The sequence below is a fragment of the Pseudomonas sp. PWP3-1b2 genome, assembly GCF_049896045.1.
Lineage (GTDB): Bacteria > Pseudomonadota > Gammaproteobacteria > Pseudomonadales > Pseudomonadaceae > Aquipseudomonas > Aquipseudomonas antarctica_B.
The window spans coordinates 68,187-85,803 of the sequence record NZ_JAFCTN010000027.1; the positions used below are offsets into that span (position 1 = coordinate 68,187).

Here is a 17,617-nt window from a genome sequence, read left to right on the forward strand (position 1 = left end):
CGAACGTACAGGAATGTCGCATTTATGAAAGTTTGTACACAAATGCGTCTATAAATAGGCTTTTTTCGGTGCGTAGCGCGCACCAAAAAAGCCCAACCGAGCGGTCTGGCGCACTCGGTTGGGGCGCGCCTGTTACTTATCTAGACTGACACCGTAAAACGGCGTGAGACCAAAGGGGCTGATTTTGAAGTCCTGCACTTCCTTGCGAAGGGGCTGGAAAACCGTCGAGTTCGCAATAGGCGTTATAGGTACCTGTTCCTTAAGGATTTTTTGCGCCTGTTGATACCACTTGATGCGTTGCTCGCGGTCGCTGCTGACCTTGGCCTGCTGCACGAGCTTGTCGTAGGCCGGGTTACACCATTTGGCGTAGTTGCTGCCCTTGACCGCAGCACAACTGTAGAGCACGCCCAGCCAGTTATCCGGGTCGCCGTTGTCGCCCGTCCAACCGTAAATCATCGCGTCGTGCTCGCCATTTTTGGCGCGTTTGATGTACTCGCCCCACTCATAGCTGACGATGTTGGCTTTGATGCCGACTTTTTCCCAATCCTGCTGGATCATCTGTGCCGACATCCGCGCGTTCGGATTGGAGGCGCGCTGAACCGTCATCGCCCACAAGTTGATGGTGGTACCTGGTGCAACCCCTGCTTCTTTTAGTAGCGCCCGCGCCTTGGCTGGATCGTAAGGCGCGTCTTTGATGGTGGGGTCATAAGACCACTGCGCCGGCGGCAGTGCGTTCTGCGCCAATTGCCCGGCGCCCTGGTACACGGCCTTGATGATTGCTGGCTTGTCGATGGCCATGTCCAGTGCCTGGCGCACTTTGAGCTGGTCCAGCGGCGGGTGTGTCACGTTGTAGGCCAGGAAGCCCAGGTTGAACCCGGCTTGTTGCAGCACGCGCAGGTTCGGGTCCTGCTTCATGATTTCGATGTCGGCCGGGCGCGGGTAGCCGCTGACCTGGCATTCGCCAGCCTTGAGTTTCTGTAGGCGCGCGGCGGCGTCCGGGGTGATGGCGAACACCAGGTTGTCGAGTTTTACGTCCTCGGGTTTCCAATACTGTTTATTGGCGACGTAGCGAATCTGCGAGTCTTTCTGGTAACGCTTGAACACAAACGGGCCGGTGCCGATGGGTTTCTGGTTGATCTCTTCGGCCTTGCCTTCCTTCAAGAGCTGGGCGGCGTATTCGGCCGATTGCACCGAGGCAAAACTCATGGCCAGGTTCTGCACGAACGAGGCGTCGACGTTATTCAGGTTAAAACGCACGGTGTGCTCGTCGACCTTGTCGAGGCTTTTGATCGTGGTGTTTAAACCCATATCGGTGAAGTACGGCGACTCGGAAGGGTAAGCCTTGCGAAACGGGCTGTCGGCATCCAGCAGGCGATTGAAGGTGAACACCACGTCATCTGCATTGAAGTCGCGAGTCGGCGTGAAATAGTCGGTGGTGTGGAATTTGACCCCATCACGCAGGTGAAAGGTGTAGGTCAGGCCGTCTTGGGAGACATCCCAACGGGTCGCCAGGCCGGGTTCGACTTCGGTGCCGCCACGCTTGAACTGGGTCAGGCGGTTGAACACGGTTTCGGCGGACGCATCAAAGTCGGTGCCGCTGGTGTATTGGCTGGGGTCGAAGCCGGCGGGGCTGGCTTCGGAGCAGTAGACCAGGGTGCTGGCGGCCTGGGCCATCGGCATGAATGCCACAAGGCTTGCAGCCAGGAGCAGCGGTTTGAAGGCGGTTCTATCCATGGAGACTCCTGAAGTGGCAGGCACAGTTTGCTGCCCAAACGAAAACGGCGGTCACCGAGGTTACCGCCGTTCAGGCTTGTCAGGTAGAGACCGCTGGCGTTAGTTGCGGTGTCAGCCCCTCACGCAAGACCCGCGTATTACCCCTTACACCGCGGCTGGCGTAGAGATTTCTATTCGGGTAGGTGCGGATTTATCAATGACATAACCGTCGCCGCTCACATCATTGCTTGCCCGTATCGTGAATATCCGAGTACTGGTGATATCCAGGTCTCGATTGGTGACGCCACCGTCTTCAGTCAGAAGTTTAAGGTCCCATTTTGTAGTGGCCTTGACCGTGTGGGTATCACTGCCCGGGTTGTATTCAATGGTGAAATACTTCTCGCCTGCTGAAACGCTGTAACCCTCCTTCAATACCGGTGGCATAAGTTCTACAAACGCAGGAAACGATGCGCCTTGGTGAGCGACCTCTGAAATACGGGCTCTCAGATTCGGGTCGGGAATGGTGGCTTCCAGTGTGGCAAGTCTGGTTTTAATCGTTTCCTCGTCGGACGTTGACCTGAAATCCAGCCTGGTGCGCACCTCATTGGCACCTTCCCTGGTAACGATTGTGTAATCGCCTCGGTTCAGGTCGACCGGGAAGCTTGTGGAGTACTCGCTGTTGTAACCGTCAATGGGCTGGGCTCGCTCGGTCTCGGTCACCGCGAACTGGCCGTCATCGATTCTCCAGGAGACGGCAAGGCGCCTTTTAACGTTTGGACCGTCGCTGAAGAGATTATTGATGAACGTATAGTCTTTGCTTTCGTCAACGCTCAAGTAGTCGTCAAACTTGCCAGAGCCGGGAATTTTTGAGCCGTCGGACTCAACAAATCGCTCCGAAAACTTGGGCGTCGACAATGATTCATCACTGGCGGTTGAGGTGATCGGGCGATTCCAGAACCATCGTCCGCCACCGGTTTCCCCGGCTTTGTTCCACACCCCTGTTTCATCAGGCCTGGCAATAATGGCGCTGCTCGCCAATTTTGATGAATCCTTCGGGTCCTTGACGCGCAACAAGTAAGCCGTGCCGTCCCACGCATCGGGTTTATCAGCGACGAAATACGTTTTGCCCCTGTACTTTATTTCCTGCATCCCCGCAAAGGGGGAGGTGGGCGTGGTTGCAGTTTTGACTGCGCCTGTTTCAGCGTTTGTTGAAGCCTTTGGGGTTCGCACGAACTCAAAATCACTCGACTGCTCGTCATATTTCCAACGGTAATGCGGGTTCGTGGCGGACTGAGCGGGGAGCGAAGGTTCACCCAGCCCGGCTTCCAGGGCGGAGGGCGCAATTTCGTGCGCCAGTTGCAGGCCCGATATCACCGCTGCGGCGGTGCCGCCGACGCGATCGTCGGCGGTCTTGCCATGAAGGGAGTCATGAATGCCAAAGACGATATTGCCCGTGTTGCCCACGACGGGGATGTAACCGAAGGTACGTCCCCACAATTCTTTGGCGCCCTTCCAGCTTTGTTGCGCGGAGCCAAACACTTCCGTCTGGTCGTCCGATTGTGCATTCCTGGCATTCAGCGCCTGATAGTCGGCGGCAATACCGTCATTAAGTTTGCCGAACTTCAAAAAATAGTCGTCTTTTCGCGATTGTGAGTAATTAAACGTCTCCCTCACCGGCACCGCTTTATCCTTGAACAGGCTTTGACGTCCCGGGTAGGTGGCGTGATTGCCTGCAATCAAATTGTCGAGTACATCCACCGCTTTCGGCCAATGAGCATCTTTGCCACCCTGGCGGTCTTTGGAATTAAAACTGCGCTGCAGTTCACTGCGGTTTTGTTTTGCCCAGTTGGCAAAGTCTTTATCGCCGTGTATTTCATTGATCTTGCCGTTCTTCAGGTCAATCATCAGACCTTTATTGGGCCTGTGGTCATAATCGCCGTGATAGTTAACGTACGGAACAAATGCATACCCGGCCAATGGGTAGCCGTATACATTTGGAATCACCACATTACCGTTCTTATCCAGCGTGCGGTTGATTGCTTCCTGCCCGGCAGGTGTCAGTTTTTCATAACTGTGTTTGTCGTTACGCAGGCTTTGTAACGTGCCGCGCACCGCATAGGCATCGGCCTTTCCCGAACGCTTCGCCAATGCGCCTGACGCGTCCTGCATGGGTTTGGTTATGTCATCGGTCCAATGATCCTGCAGCCGTGCGCCCAGCGCTTCCAGGCCGTTGATCTTGTTCCGGTCTTTTGGCTGAATTTCCATTGTTTGGAAATTCAGCAGGCCGCCGCCTGCGGGCCTGTCGTGCTTGAGGGCCCCGGCTGCAATTTCCCAGGCAAAGTAGGTGCGTTCATCGGTATTGGTTTTATGTTCCGGCTTCCATTTGCCGACGTAAGCGTTGAACGTCACCGTGATTTTTTCATGCGGGTCATACCCGGCAGCCAACAACCCACCGCTGAAGTAACCGGCTGGCTCCAGGAACTGGCGAGTCTTCTGGAACCTGATATTGCTTTCGCCTTCCTCACCACTTTCTATGTGTTTGATTTGCACCACAACGCGCGCGGCAAACGCATCGACGTGCTGTAGACGGTCCTGTTGCGTATAGCTTTGCGTGGGAGGTGAGACATTGACGGAGCCATAAATGACAGCCTTGGCAAAATCAAGCTCATGGTTGGGAGTTGGAGCCAGTGTCGGTTTTTTGCCAGGACTTATCTTTTTATCTTGCTCGCCGCTGGGTGTTCCCAAACGTATATTTTCTGGCGTTGGCGAGGCATCGACTGCCCGCGTCGTGCGGGTGTGTACAGCCGGTGTTGGAGGGGCAGTGACGAAAGGGTGCGGCAGCGAAGTAAGGCTTATGGTCATGAGCGGCTCGTTATAAGTATGGTTTTTAATTCATGGTGTGGCGCATATAAATAAGAGAAGCGGTGCGCACACTGCATAACGTTGCGTCGTCATCAATTGACGTGTCTTTGCTGTCGCGTGGTTTGTTTACAGCTGTGGAATTGAACTCAGAGTGTTGATGCTTCTGTCGAGTCAGGGTTGAGTGCTTTAGTGCGACAGTGTCCGTATTGAGTGACGTGCAACTGGGTGGTTAGTTGCGCGAAAAGAGTTCCACTCTTATGCCTGTGCGGTGTACTCAACGCATGTATAACGCGCGGCAAACATCAGGCTGACAGCCATACAGCACGCATAAAAAACGGCGCCAGCCTTCAAGGGCCGCGCCGTTTTTTATGCCTCGAAAACAGTTACTGAAGAACTTCAATCACGCCGTCGGCACTCATGTTGACCTGGCTGGTGCCGGCTTCCACTTCCGGCGTCGGCGCCGAATCGGCCATCGCGGCCTTCATCATCATCGCGCCATTGCGCGCATACGGTTGCGGGTAGCCATTGGTGTTGAAGTTCAGGTTGACGATTTTGTAGCCCTTGCCGCCGAGGGCATCGGTGGCCAACTGGGCGCGCGCCTTGAATGCGGCGACCGCGTCTTTGAGCAGCGCGTCTTCGCTGGACTTGCGCGTGCTGTCGGCGATGGCAAAGTCCATGTTTTCCATTTTCAGGGTGTTCAGCAGGTCGCCGGTGAGCTTGGACAGGGCAGGGACGTCCGCACTTTCCAGGCGCAATTCGGCGCGTTCACGCCAGCCGGTGATCTTCTGGTTCTTGTTGTCGTAGATCGGGTAGCTGTTGCGGCTGCCCTGGCGCAGGGTCACGCCTCTGACTTCGCGGGCTTCGCCGAGCGCCTTGTTCATGGTGTTGGTGATTTCAGCGGCGAGCTTGGCCGGGTCGCTGTTCTGGGATTCTGTGTAGAGGGTCACGATCATCTTGTCGCGGGCAACCTCCTGGCTGACTTCGGCGCGCAGGGAAATCTGGTTGTAGTTCAGCGCATCGGCGGCAAGTGCCGGCAGGCTGGCGAGGGCGCCAACGCCGAGGGTGATGACGGCTGCACTGCGAGTGAAACGAGACATGGAAGCTCCTTGGGATTGTCGTGTTCGGTATGACTGTAGACGGTGGCATCGGGTTCTTCGGGTTTACACATTCCCTACAGGTGCGGCCCAAGCCGACGAACGGTCGGTTACCCGGCCTGCGTCAAAGAGCCACACAGGCCGTGGCGGCGGGCCCGCTTCGTTTATACTCGTGCCGATCCGCCTGCAGCGCTCACCGGGAGAGCTCATGCTCGCCGCCGTAAAACTGACTTCCGCCACACGCCAGAACCTCTGGCGCCTGACGTTCATTCGTACCCTGGTATTGGCCGCGCAGGCCGGTTCCGTCGGGCTCGCCTACTGGTTTGACCTGCTGCCTCTGCCCTGGCTGCAACTGGCCGTGACCCTCGGTTTTTCCACTGTGCTCTGTGCGTTTACCGCCATCCGGTTGCGCACCACGTGGCCGGTGACCGAGCTGGAATACGCCCTGCAGTTGGCCTGCGACTTGTTCATCCACAGTGTGTTGCTGTATTTCTCGGGTGGTTCCACCAACCCCTTTGTTTCGTATTACCTGGTGCCCCTGACCATCGCCGCCGTGACCTTGCCGTGGCGCTATTCGGTGGTGTTGTCGGGCATTGCGCTGACCTTGTACACCTTGCTGCTGGCGCGGTTCTATCCGCTGCAAACCTTTCCCATCGCCCGCGAAAACCTGCAGATCTACGGGATGTGGCTGAGTTTCGCCCTGTCGGCTGCGGTGATCACCTTCTTTGCCGCGCGCATGGCCGAAGAGCTGCGCCGCCAGGAAGAATTGCGCGCCATTCGCCGTGAAGAAGGCCTGCGCGATCAGCAATTGCTGGCCGTCGCCACCCAGGCCGCCGGTGCCGCCCACGAGTTGGGCACGCCGCTGGCCACCATGAGCGTACTGCTTAACGAAATGGTCCAGGACCACCACGACCCGGCCCTGCAGGATGACTTGGGCGTGTTGCAGGAGCAGGTCAAGCAGTGCAAGCAAACCTTGCAGCAACTGGTGCGCGCCGCCGAAGCCAATCGCCGCCTGGCGGTGGAGATGCAGGACGTGACCCAGTGGCTCGACGAAGCCCTGAACCGTTGGCACCTGATGCGTCCCGAAGCCAGTTATCGCTTTCATCTGCTGGGCCAAGGCAGCGTGCCGCGCATGGCGCCACCGCCGGACCTGACCCAGGCGCTGCTCAACCTGTTGAACAATGCCGCCGATGCGTGCCCCGAAGGGTTGGGCGTGCAGCTGGACTGGGACGCGGAAGACGTCACCATCAGCATTCGTGACCACGGCGCGGGCGTGCCGCTGGCCATTGCCGAACAGATCGGCAAGCCTTTCTTTACCACCAAGGGCAAAGGCTTCGGCCTCGGCCTGTTTTTGAGCAAGGCCAGCGTGACCCGCGCGGGCGGCTCAGTGAAACTCTATAGTCATGAGGAAGGCGGTACGCTCACCGAGCTGCGCCTGCCACGTGTCGCACGAGGAGATATCGATGAGTGACGAGATCCAAGTCGAAGGCGAAGAACTGCCGCATTTGTTGCTGGTAGATGACGACGCCACCTTTACCCGCGTCATGGCGCGCGCCATGAGCCGCCGGGGTTTTCGCGTCAGCACCGCAGGCTCGGCCGAAGAAGGCCTGGCCATCGCCCAGGCGGACTTGCCGGACTACGCCGCACTCGACCTGAAGATGGACGGCGACTCCGGCCTGGTGCTGCTGCCCAAACTGCTGGAACTCGACCCGGAAATGCGCGTGGTGATCCTCACCGGTTACTCCAGCATTGCCACCGCCGTCGAAGCCATCAAGCGCGGCGCCTGCAACTACCTGTGCAAACCGGCCGACGCCGACGACGTGCTGGCGGCCTTGCTGTCCGAACACGCCGACCTCGACACCCTGGTGCCGGAAAACCCGATGTCGGTGGACCGTCTGCAGTGGGAACACATCCAGCGTGTGCTGACCGAGCACGAAGGCAACATCTCCGCCACCGCTCGCGCCCTCGGCATGCACCGTCGCACGTTGCAGCGCAAATTGCAGAAGCGCCCGGTCCGGCGCTGAACCCAGACTGAACAATTTGCTTCAGGCCGCACGGAGCCTTGAACCGATCGTCTATGATCGGTTCGAACGCCTGTCACATTTTCTTACAGAGCCTGAACGATGAATCAGAACGCTGAGTATTCCGCGGTCAACGACGCGGTGCGTGGGCACTTCTTTCGCCGAACCTGGGCGATGATCACGCCCTATTGGCGCAGTGAAGAGAAGGGCAAGGCCTGGTTGCTGTTAGCGGCGGTGATTGCACTGTCGCTGTTCAGCGTGGCGATCTCCGTGTGGATCAACCACTGGTACAAGGATTTCTACAACGCCCTGGAGAAGAAGGACACCGAGGCCTTCTGGCGGTTGATCGGTTATTTCTGCGGTATCGCGACCGTGGCGATTCTGGGCGCGGTTTACCGTTTGTACCTGACCCAGATGCTGACCATCCGCTGGCGCGCCTGGCTCACCGAAAAGCACTTCACGCGTTGGCTGGGCAACAAAAACTACTACCAACTGGAGCAGGGCGGTTACACCGATAACCCGGACCAGCGGATTTCCGAAGACCTCAACAACTTCACCTCGACCACCTTGAGCCTGGGCCTGGGGTTGCTGCGCAATGTGGTCAGCCTGGTGTCGTTCTCAATTATTTTGTGGGGCGTGTCGGGCAGCATTGAAGTGTTTGGTATCACCATCCCTGGCTATATGTTCTGGTGCGCGCTGCTGTATGCCGCCGTGGGCAGTTGGCTGACTCACCTGATTGGCCGTCGCTTGATTGGCTTGAGCAACCAACAACAACGCTTCGAAGCGGACCTGCGTTTCTCCATGGTGCGTGTGCGTGAGAACGCCGAGAGCATTGCCCTGTACAACGGCGAGCCGAATGAAAAACAGCGTTTGAGCACGCGGTTCGGCAAGGTCTGGCAGAACTACTGGGACATCATGCGAGTGTCCAAGCGCCTGACGTTCTTTACCGCCGGGTATGAACAGATCGCGATTGTTTTTGCCTTTATTGTGGCGGCGCCGCGTTATTTCGCCGGCAAGATCGAGTTGGGTGAGCTGATGCAAATCAACTCGGCGTTCGGCAACGTGCAGGGCAACTTCAGCTGGTTTATCAGCGCCTATTCCGACCTCGCCTCATGGCGCGCCACCAGTGACCGTCTGCTGAGTTTCCAGCAAGCCATGCGCGACAATGAACAGCGTCCTGCGGCGATCGATGTGCGCGGTGAAGGCGAGCGTCTGGTGGTGCAAGGCCTGGGCATGGACCTGGCCGATGGCCGTCACTTGCTTACCCATGCCGACATGACGGTGGAACCGGGCCAGCGGGTGATGCTCAGCGGGCGTTCCGGCAGCGGTAAAAGTACGCTGCTACGGGCCATGGGGCATTTGTGGCCGGCGGGCCACGGCAGTATTCGTCTGCCGGCGGCGCGTTATCTGTTTTTGCCGCAGAAGCCTTATTTGCCGATTGGTACGCTCAAGGCTGCGTTGAGTTATCCACAGGACGACAGCGTCTACTCGGCGCAGCGTTATGCACAGGTGCTGGAAACCTGCCGCTTGCCGCACTTGGTCGCGCGTCTGGATGAGCCTAACCATTGGCAGCGCATGCTCTCGCCGGGTGAGCAGCAACGCCTGGCCTTTGCCCGCGCGTTGTTGTTTGCGCCGCAATGGCTGTACATGGACGAGGCGACCTCGGCCATGGATGAAGAAGATGAGGCGACGCTGTATCAGGCGTTGATTGATGAGTTGCCGGGGTTGAGTGTTGTCAGCGTTGGGCACCGCAGCAGCCTTAAGCGTTTCCATGGGCGGCATGTGCGGATTGAGGGCGGGGTGTTGCAGGAACAACCGGTCTGATCAGCAGCACAAATAAAGTGTGGGAGCTGGCTTGCCTGCGATGCGGGCACGTCGGTCCATCAGGGGCACCGGGGTGATGCTATCGCAGGCAGGCCAGCTCCCACATTGAATGCCCAGTGTTCTGAAGAGTAAGCACCCACAAAAAAGCCCGGCTGATCATCGATCAGCCGGGCTTTTTTAACGCTTGAAAATGACTTACTTCTTCAAGCCGTAATGCTCATCCAGCATGCCTGGGGCGTTTGGCGTTTTTGGCGCGTAGTCCCGTGGCGGTTCCTGATTCTCACGCGGAGGGGTCAGGCGTTCCCGTGGAGCTTGCGGTGCATCGGAATGCAACGCGGCCAGCAGACGCTGACGGGTGATGTCGTCGAGGGCCAGGCGGTTAGCGCCATCGGCGAGGTGATCCTGTACTTCCTGGTAGCTCTGGGTGAGCTTCTTGACCAGGGTCGCGGTGCTGTTGAAGTGGGTAACCACCTCGTTCTGGTAACTGTCAAAACGTTCCTGAATGTCATCCAGCTGACGCTGCGTGCGGTTAGGCGCGGCATTCGGCAGCAGGCGAGCAACCAGGAATCCAATGGCGACACCGGCAACCAGGGCAAGAGTCGGCAACAACCAAACTAAGAGCGAGTGTTCCACGAGTCCTTCCTCTATAAACGGCTTTGCTTTACGTTAACGGCTCAAACCTGCGCTGTATACCGCGATTAAGCTCGCAATGATGCCATGCACAGACTTTTAGCTAGACGAGTCGACCCTTTGAGAGGTCACGGAGTTCATTCCTTGCTCATGCGTGAAACCCCTGTTTTGATCGATGGCCCAGTGGGCCAATTGGAAGCCCTGTACCTGGATCACCCCGAGCCACGTGGCCTGGCGCTCATCTGTCACCCCAACCCGGTGCAGGGTGGGACCATGCTCAACAAAGTCGTATCGACCCTGCAACGCACCGCCCGCGATGCCGGTTTGATTACTTTACGTTTCAATTACCGTGGCGTCGGTGCCAGCGCCGGTAGCCACGACATGGCCACCGGTGAAGTGGACGATGCCGAAGCGGCCGCCACCTGGCTGCGGGAAAAACACCCCGAGCTGCCGATCACCCTGCTCGGGTTTTCCTTCGGCGGTTACGTGGCCGCCAGCCTCGGCGGGCGTCTGGAAGCCAAGGGCGAACAGCTCGCGCACCTGTTTATGGTCGCCGCCGCCGTGATGCGCCTGCGCGATACCGACGTGCTGCCCCAGGGCTGCCCGTTGACCCTGATCCAGCCGGAAACCGACGAGGTGGTCGACCCGCAAGCCGTTTACGACTGGTCGGCGGCCCTGAATCGCCCCCATGAGCTGCTGAAAGTGGCAGAATGCGGGCACTTTTTTCATGGCAAGCTCACCGATCTCAAGGATCTGGTGCTGCCCCGTCTTTCGAATTGATAGCAGTCTGATAAGCGATTACCCATGACGACTCGTACCCGCATCCTCACCGGCATCACCACCACCGGCACGCCGCACCTGGGCAACTACGCCGGTGCGATCCGCCCGGCGATCCTTGCCAGCCAGGACGCCAATGCCGATTCCTTCTACTTTCTGGCCGACTACCACGCCCTGATCAAGTGCGATGACCCGCAGCGCATCCAGCGCTCGCGTATGGAAATCGCCGCGACCTGGCTGGCCGGTGGCCTGGATGTAAACCGGGTAACGTTCTACCGCCAGTCCGACATCCCGGAAATTCCCGAGCTGACCTGGCTGCTGACCTGCGTTGCCGCCAAGGGCCTGCTCAACCGCGCCCACGCCTACAAGGCGTCGGTGGACAAAAACGTCGAAGCCGGCGAAGACCCGGATGCGGGCATCACCATGGGCTTGTACAGCTACCCGGTGCTGATGGCGGCTGACATCCTGATGTTCAACGCGCACAAGGTGCCGGTCGGCCGCGACCAGATCCAGCACGTGGAAATGGCCCGCGACATCGGCCAGCGCTTCAACCACCTGTTTGGCAACGGTAAAGAATTCTTCACCATGCCTGAGGCGTTGATCGAAGAAAGCGTCGCCACCTTGCCGGGCCTCGATGGCCGCAAGATGTCGAAGAGCTACGACAACACCATCCCGCTGTTCACCAGCGCCAAGGACATGAAAGACGCCATCTCGCGGATCGTCACCGATTCCCGCGCGCCCGGCGAAGCCAAGGACCCGGACAATTCGCACCTGTTCACCTTGTACCAGGCGTTTGCCAGCAAGGCTCAGGAAGAAGAATTCCGCGCCGAACTGCAGCAAGGTCTGGGCTGGGGCGAGGCGAAGAGTCGCCTGTTCCAGCTGCTGGACAGCCAGTTGGGCGAAGCGCGCGAGCGTTATCACCAGTTGATGTCGCGCCCCTCTGACATGGAAGACCTGCTGCTGGTCGGCGCCAAAAAAGCCCGCGCCGTGGCGGCGCCATTCCTTGCTGAGCTGCGTGAGGCCGTTGGCCTGCGTTCGTTCGTCGAGCAGGCCGCCGCACCGGTTGCAGCGAAGAAGAAAGCCGCGAAAGCTGCGCGCTTTGTAAGCTTTCGCGAAGACGATGGCAGCTTCCGCTTCCGCCTGCTGGCCGCCGATGGCGAGCAATTGCTGTTGTCGCGCAATTTTGCCGATGGCAAAGCCGCTGGCGCGGTCACCAAGCAACTGCAAAACGGCGACGCGCTGGATGTGCGCACCGAAGCCCTGAGCTTCAGTGTCTGGCTGGACAGTGCCGTCGTGGCCGACAGCGCCGAATTCGCCGACGAAACGTCGCGCGATGCTGCCATCGCCGCCTTGCGCGTTGCGTTGACCCCAATCGAGGATTAACCCGACCAAGGGTTGATTGCCATTAATCAGGGCCGTCGTTACAGTGACGGCCCGTTTTTGTTGCCTTGCTAACGAAATTATGACGCCCCTAGAACGATATCAAGCTGATCTGAAACGCCCTGAATTCTTCCATGACGCGGCCCAGGAAAACGCCGTGCGTCATTTGCAGCGCCTGTACGACGATCTGGTCGCGGCCTCGCAAAGCAAGCCAGGGATGTTCAGCAAGCTGTTTGGCAAGAAAGACCACACCCCGGTCAAAGGCCTGTACTTCTGGGGCGGCGTGGGTCGAGGCAAGACTTACCTGGTCGACACCTTTTTTGAAGCGCTGCCGTTCAAGGAGAAGGTGCGGACCCACTTCCACCGCTTCATGAAGCGCGTGCACGAAGAGATGAAGACGCTGCCGGGCGAGAAAAATCCGCTGACCATTATCGCCAAGCGCTTCTCCGACGAAGCGCGGGTGATTTGCTTTGATGAATTCTTTGTCTCCGACATCACCGACGCCATGATCCTCGGCACCTTGATGGAAGAGCTGTTCAAGAATGGCGTGACCCTGGTCGCCACCTCGAACATCGTGCCCGACGGTTTGTACAAGGACGGCCTGCAACGCGCGCGCTTCCTGCCGGCCATCGCGCTGATCAAGCAGAACACTGACATCGTTAACGTCGACAGCGGTGTCGACTACCGTTTGCGTCACCTTGAGCAAGCGGAGCTGTTCCACTTCCCGCTGAACGAAGCGGCGCATGAAAGCCTGAAAAAGAGCTTCCGCGCGCTGACGCCGGAATGCACGAAGGCGGTGGAAAACGACAAGTTGATGATCGAGAACCGCGAAATCATTGCGCTGCGTACCTGCGATGACGTGGCCTGGTTCGAGTTTCGCCAATTGTGCGACGGCCCGCGTAGCCAGAACGACTACATCGAACTCGGCAAGATCTTCCACGCGGTGATCCTGAGTGGCGTAGAGCAGATGAGCGTCACCACCGACGACATCGCGCGGCGCTTTATCAACATGGTCGACGAGTTCTACGACCGTAACGTGAAGCTGATCATCTCGGCGGAAGTCGAGCTCAAGGACCTCTACACGGGCGGTCGCTTGAACTTCGAGTTCCAGCGCACGCTGAGCCGCCTGCTCGAAATGCAATCCCACGAATTCCTGTCGCGCGGCCACAAGCCTTAAGAACGATGTAGCTCAACTGTGGGAGCCGGGCTTGTGTGGGAGCGGGCTTGCCCGCGATGGCGGTGCGTCAGCAACAGATGTATGTGCTGAAACACCGCCATCGCAGGCAAGCCAGCTCCCACATTTTTCTGTGGATGACCGCAAAGCGATCATCTTCCAGACAATGAAGATCACCTGTGGGAGCGGGCTTGCTCGCGAATGCGGTGAATCAGTCAATACATTCAGTGACTGACACTCCGCATTCGCGAGCAAGCCCGCTCCCACATTTTTCTGTGGATGACCGCAAAACCATCATCTTCCAGACAATGAAGATCAACTGTGGGAGCGGGCTTGCCCGCGATGGCGACACGTCAGCAACAAATGTACGTGCTGAAACACCGCCATCGCAGGCAAGCCAGCTCCCACATTGGTTCTGTGTTTGCCTTGGCTTATGCAGCCTGCTGGAACTGCTGGCGGTATTGGTTGGGTGACAGTTCGGTGTGCTGCCTGAACAGCCGCGCGAAGAAGCTCGCATCGTCGTAACCCACCTCATAACTGATGGTCTTGATGCTCTTGCGGCTGCCCGAGAGCAGGCCTTTTGCTGTTTCGATGCGCAGGCGTTGCAGGTAATGCAACGGCTTGTCGCCCGTCGCTGTCTGGAAGCGGCGCATGAAGTTACGGATGCTCATGCCGTGTTCCCGCGCGACGTCTTCAAAACGGAACTTGTCGGCGAAATGCTCTTCGAGCCAATGCTGGATCTGCAGGATGATCACGTCCTGGTGCAGCTTCTGCCCACCAAAACCGATGCGGCCCGGCGCGTAGCTGCGCTGCACTTCGTAAAGGATGTCGCGTGCCACGGCCTGGGCGATGTTGGCACCGCAGAAGCGTTCGATCAGGTAGATGTAAAGGTCACACGCCGAGGTAGTACCGCCGGCGCAATACAGGTTGTCGGCATCGGTGAGGTGCTTGTCCTGGTTGAGCTGGACCTTGGGGAAACGTTCGCTGAAGGCGTTGAAGAAACGCCAGTAGGTGGTGGCCTCCTTGCCATCAAGCAAGCCCGCTTCAGCCAGCCAGAACACCCCGGTGGCTTCGCCGCAGAGCACCGCGCCGCGTGCATGTTGTTCACGCAGCCAGGGCAGCACTTGCGGGTAGCGGGTGCAGAGGGCGTCGAAGTCGTCCCAGAAGGCCGGTAGCACGATGATGTCGGCATCTTCCAGGCCACCGTCCACCGGCATGATTACGTCGCTGAAGCTGCACACAGACTGCCCGTCGGGGCTGACCAGGCGCGTTTCGAACGCAGGGGTCAGGCCCAGGCCTTGTTGCTTGCCGTAACGCAGGCTGGCTAAGTGGAAGAAATCCTTGGCTTGCATGAGGGTTGAAGCGAATACCCGATCAATGGCCAAAATGCTGACGCGCCGCAAGGGCGTGGAGATTTGGTTAGACATAATTTCATTTATTCTTATAGGGGAAAGTGGTCACCAGACGGCTGGATCGTCTTATTTTTTGTCGCATGTGTCCAGTGTCCCGTGACGTCATCGGGGCATAGGCTCTGTGGGCTCGCTCTTGTCCGACAATGCCACGCAGGTGACCCATGATCTCCAGAACCTTGTATAGCTCTTCGCATGAGCTCTTTCGCGAGAGCGTGCGCACCTTCCTCGAGAAACACGCCGTGCCGTTCCATGGGCAATGGGAAAAACAGGGCTATGTCGACCGTGGGTTGTGGAGCAAGGCGGGGGAGGCGGGGTTGCTGTGTTCCCATCTGCCGGAAGAATACGGCGGCCTGGGCGCGGACTTTTTGTACAGCGCGGTGGTGATCGAGGAGATTGGCCGAATGGGCCTGACCGGTATCGGTTTCTCGCTGCATTCAGACATCGTCGCGCCATACATCCTGCATTACGGCAGCGAGGCGTTGAAGCACAAATACCTGCCCAAATTGATCTCCGGCGAAATGGTCACGGCGATTGCGATGACCGAGCCGGGCGCCGGCTCTGACCTGCAAGGCGTGAAAACCACGGCGGTGCTGGACGGCGATGAGTACGTGATCAACGGCTCTAAAACCTTCATCACCAACGGCTACCTTGCCGAGCTGGTGATCGTCGTCGCCAAGACCGATCCCAAGGCCGGCGCCAAGGGCACCAGCCTGTTTCTGGTGGAGGCCGACACGCCGGGCTTCGACAAGGGCAAGCGCCTGGAGAAGGTCGGCATGAAAGCCCAGGACACCTCCGAGCTGTTCTTTCAGGACATGCGCGTGCCCAAGGAAAACCTGCTGGGCCAGGCCGGTATGGGTTTCGCTTACTTGATGCAGGAGCTGCCCCAGGAGCGCTTGAGCGTGGCAATCGGTGCTGTGTCTTCTGCCGAGGCGGCGTTGCAGTGGACCCTGGAATACACCCGAGAGCGCAAGGCGTTCGGCAAGGCGATTGCGGATTTCCAGAACACCCGGTTCAAATTGGCGGAGATGGCCACCGAGATTCAGATTGGCCGTGTGTTCGTCGATAAGTGCATGGCCTTGCACCTTGAGGGCAAGCTGGATGTGCCCACGGCGGCGATGGCCAAGTACTGGGCCACGGACCTGCAATGCAAGGTGCTTGATGAGTGCGTGCAGTTGCACGGCGGTTACGGCTTTATGTGGGAATACCCGATTGCGCGGGCCTGGGCGGATGCGCGGGTGCAGCGGATTTATGCCGGGACCAATGAAATCATGAAGGAGATTATTGCGCGGGCGCTTTGATTGGGGGGGGCTTTGGAGAGCACCATCGCAGGCAAGCCAGCTCCCACATTTGACAGTGTTCACGCATCAAAAAGGTGGGAGCTGGCTTGCCTGCGATAGCTATCTAAAGATCAATCAAGGCGCTGGATTTGGATGATCCTTCTGAATCGCCTCAATCCCTTCCAGTACCTCTTTCGACAGCTTCAGATCAGCACTGGCAATGTTGCTGTCCAACTGCTCAATCGAGGTTGCACCAATGATATTGCTGGTCACAAACGGCTGCTGCGTCACGAACGCCAGTGCCATCTGCGCCGGGTCCAAACCATGCTCCCGCGCCAGTGCCACATAACGGCTGCACGCCGCTTCCGACTGCGGGTTGAAGTAACGGCTGAAGCGGCTGTATTCGGTCAGACGCGCCTTGGCCGGGCGTGCGCCGTTCTCGTACTTGCCGCTGAGCATGCCGAACGCCAGGGGCGAATAAGCCAGCAAACCGCACTGTTCACGAATCGCGACTTCCGCCAAGCCCACTTCAAAGCTGCGGTTGAGCAGGTTGTAGGGGTTCTGGATCGACACCGCGCGGGGCCAGCCACGGGCTTCGGCCAGGGCGAGGAACTTCATGGTGCCCCACGGGGTTTCGTTGGACAGGCCGATGTGGCGGATCTTGCCGGCTTTCACTTGTTCGTCCAGCGCTTCGAGGGTTTCCTCCAGTGGCGTGAGGTCCTCTTCGTCCTTGTGCTTGTAGCTCAACTGGCCGAAGAAATTGGTGCTGCGCTCAGGCCAGTGCAGTTGGTAGAGGTCGATCCAGTCGGTTTGCAGGCGTTTGAGGCTGGCATCTAGGGCGTCGACGATGTGCTTGCGGTTGTGGCGCAGATGGCCATCACGGATGTAGTCGATGGTGTTGCCGGGGCCGGCGATCTTGCTGGCGAGGATCCAGTCGGCGCGGTCGCCACGGCTTTTGAAGTAATTGCCGATGTAACGCTCGGTGGTGGCGTAGGTGTCGGCCTTGGGCGGCACCGGGTACATTTCCGCGGTGTCGAGGAAGTTGATCCCTGCGGCCTTGGCCCGTTCGATCTGTGCGAAGGCCTCAGCCTCGCTGTTCTGCTCGCCCCAGGTCATGGTGCCCAGGGCTATCGCGCTCACGTTCAGATCGGTACGGCCCAGCTGTCGATAATCCATCGGGTACTCCTTCGGGGAAAACAATCATAAAAGCAGGTTGAATTTTTTTTCGCAATCTGCATAATTGCCCACCTCTTTCTGCAGTGGAAGTGATGCGCCGTCTGCCGAAGAATCTTGCCGTTGAACGGACGCGCTGACCCGAGCCCCCGATAGCGTCTGTATCCGGCTGCCTTTGACTTGTCAAAGTACGCACTATTCAGTAAGATCCGCCGTCTAATTTACAGGGCGGCCCCTGAGGCTATTAAAGAATGACAACTTTTACTGCAAAACCGGAAAC

13 protein-coding genes are annotated in these 17,617 nt (G+C 58.4%); 7 read left to right on the top strand and 6 right to left on the bottom strand.

Going from position 1 to position 17,617, the window contains the following annotated elements; genetic code table 11:
* Positions 1-132: 132 nt before the first annotated feature.
* The 3 genes from ACP7A2_RS18020 to ACP7A2_RS18030 form a co-directional block, all read right to left on the bottom strand.
* Positions 133-1,734, bottom strand: a complete 1,602-nt coding sequence (locus ACP7A2_RS18020) for an ABC transporter substrate-binding protein (protein ID WP_426135307.1) — start codon at positions 1,732-1,734, stop codon at positions 133-135.
* A 144-nt stretch (positions 1,735-1,878) separates the two neighbouring features.
* Complete coding sequence (locus tag ACP7A2_RS18025) at positions 1,879-4,575, bottom strand: hypothetical protein (protein ID WP_426135308.1); 2,697 nt, start codon at positions 4,573-4,575, stop codon at positions 1,879-1,881.
* Positions 4,576-4,958: 383 nt separating this feature from the next.
* Positions 4,959-5,672, bottom strand: coding sequence for an SIMPL domain-containing protein (locus ACP7A2_RS18030; protein WP_426135309.1), 714 nt, complete (start codon positions 5,670-5,672; stop codon positions 4,959-4,961).
* Positions 5,673-5,877: 205 nt separating this feature from the next.
* Here ACP7A2_RS18030 and ACP7A2_RS18035 point away from each other — a divergent pair, with 205 nt between their 5' ends.
* The 3 genes from ACP7A2_RS18035 (at position 5,878) to ACP7A2_RS18045 (ending at position 9,514) form a co-directional block, all read left to right on the top strand.
* Positions 5,878-7,140 (top strand): ATP-binding protein, encoded by a 1,263-nt coding sequence (locus ACP7A2_RS18035; RefSeq protein WP_426135310.1) that lies wholly within the window; start codon positions 5,878-5,880, stop codon positions 7,138-7,140.
* Positions 7,133-7,693 (top strand): response regulator transcription factor, encoded by a 561-nt coding sequence (locus ACP7A2_RS18040; protein ID WP_010565532.1) that lies wholly within the window; start codon positions 7,133-7,135, stop codon positions 7,691-7,693. Before ACP7A2_RS18035 ends, ACP7A2_RS18040 begins: the two co-directional genes overlap by 8 nt.
* A 99-nt stretch (positions 7,694-7,792) precedes the next feature.
* On the top strand, positions 7,793-9,514 hold the full coding sequence (locus ACP7A2_RS18045; protein ID WP_426135311.1) for an ABC transporter ATP-binding protein/permease: 1,722 nt from the start codon (positions 7,793-7,795) through the stop codon (positions 9,512-9,514).
* Positions 9,515-9,709: 195 nt separating this feature from the next.
* Here the strand turns inward: ACP7A2_RS18045 and ACP7A2_RS18050 are convergent, their stop codons facing one another.
* The gene (locus tag ACP7A2_RS18050) at positions 9,710-10,147 is read right to left on the bottom strand and encodes a YhcB family protein (protein WP_017138275.1); all 438 of its coding nucleotides are present in this window, start codon (positions 10,145-10,147) and stop codon (positions 9,710-9,712) included.
* A 147-nt stretch (positions 10,148-10,294) separates the two neighbouring features.
* Between ACP7A2_RS18050 and ACP7A2_RS18055 the strand changes: the two genes are divergently transcribed.
* The 3 genes from ACP7A2_RS18055 (at position 10,295) to zapE (ending at position 13,478) form a co-directional block, all read left to right on the top strand.
* On the top strand, positions 10,295-10,924 hold the full coding sequence (locus tag ACP7A2_RS18055) for an alpha/beta hydrolase (RefSeq protein ID WP_426135317.1): 630 nt from the start codon (positions 10,295-10,297) through the stop codon (positions 10,922-10,924).
* Between the two features lie 24 nt (positions 10,925-10,948).
* The gene (locus ACP7A2_RS18060; protein WP_426135312.1) at positions 10,949-12,304 is read left to right on the top strand and encodes a tryptophan--tRNA ligase; all 1,356 of its coding nucleotides are present in this window, start codon (positions 10,949-10,951) and stop codon (positions 12,302-12,304) included.
* 79 nt (positions 12,305-12,383) lie between these two features.
* Positions 12,384-13,478, top strand: coding sequence for a cell division protein ZapE (gene zapE, locus ACP7A2_RS18065; protein ID WP_348055568.1), 1,095 nt, complete (start codon positions 12,384-12,386; stop codon positions 13,476-13,478).
* 428 nt (positions 13,479-13,906) lie between these two features.
* Here the strand turns inward: zapE and ACP7A2_RS18070 are convergent, their stop codons facing one another.
* Positions 13,907-14,827: a GlxA family transcriptional regulator gene (locus ACP7A2_RS18070; RefSeq protein ID WP_348055578.1), complete on the bottom strand. Its 921-nt coding sequence runs from the start codon at positions 14,825-14,827 to the stop codon at positions 13,907-13,909.
* A gap of 221 nt (positions 14,828-15,048) precedes the next feature.
* Between ACP7A2_RS18070 and ACP7A2_RS18075 the strand changes: the two genes are divergently transcribed.
* Positions 15,049-16,185, top strand: a complete 1,137-nt coding sequence (locus ACP7A2_RS18075; RefSeq protein ID WP_426135313.1) for an acyl-CoA dehydrogenase family protein — start codon at positions 15,049-15,051, stop codon at positions 16,183-16,185.
* A 114-nt stretch (positions 16,186-16,299) separates the two neighbouring features.
* Here the strand turns inward: ACP7A2_RS18075 and ACP7A2_RS18080 are convergent, their stop codons facing one another.
* On the bottom strand, positions 16,300-17,340 hold the full coding sequence (locus ACP7A2_RS18080) for an NADP(H)-dependent aldo-keto reductase (protein WP_426135314.1): 1,041 nt from the start codon (positions 17,338-17,340) through the stop codon (positions 16,300-16,302).
* Positions 17,341-17,617: the final 277 nt, after the last annotated feature.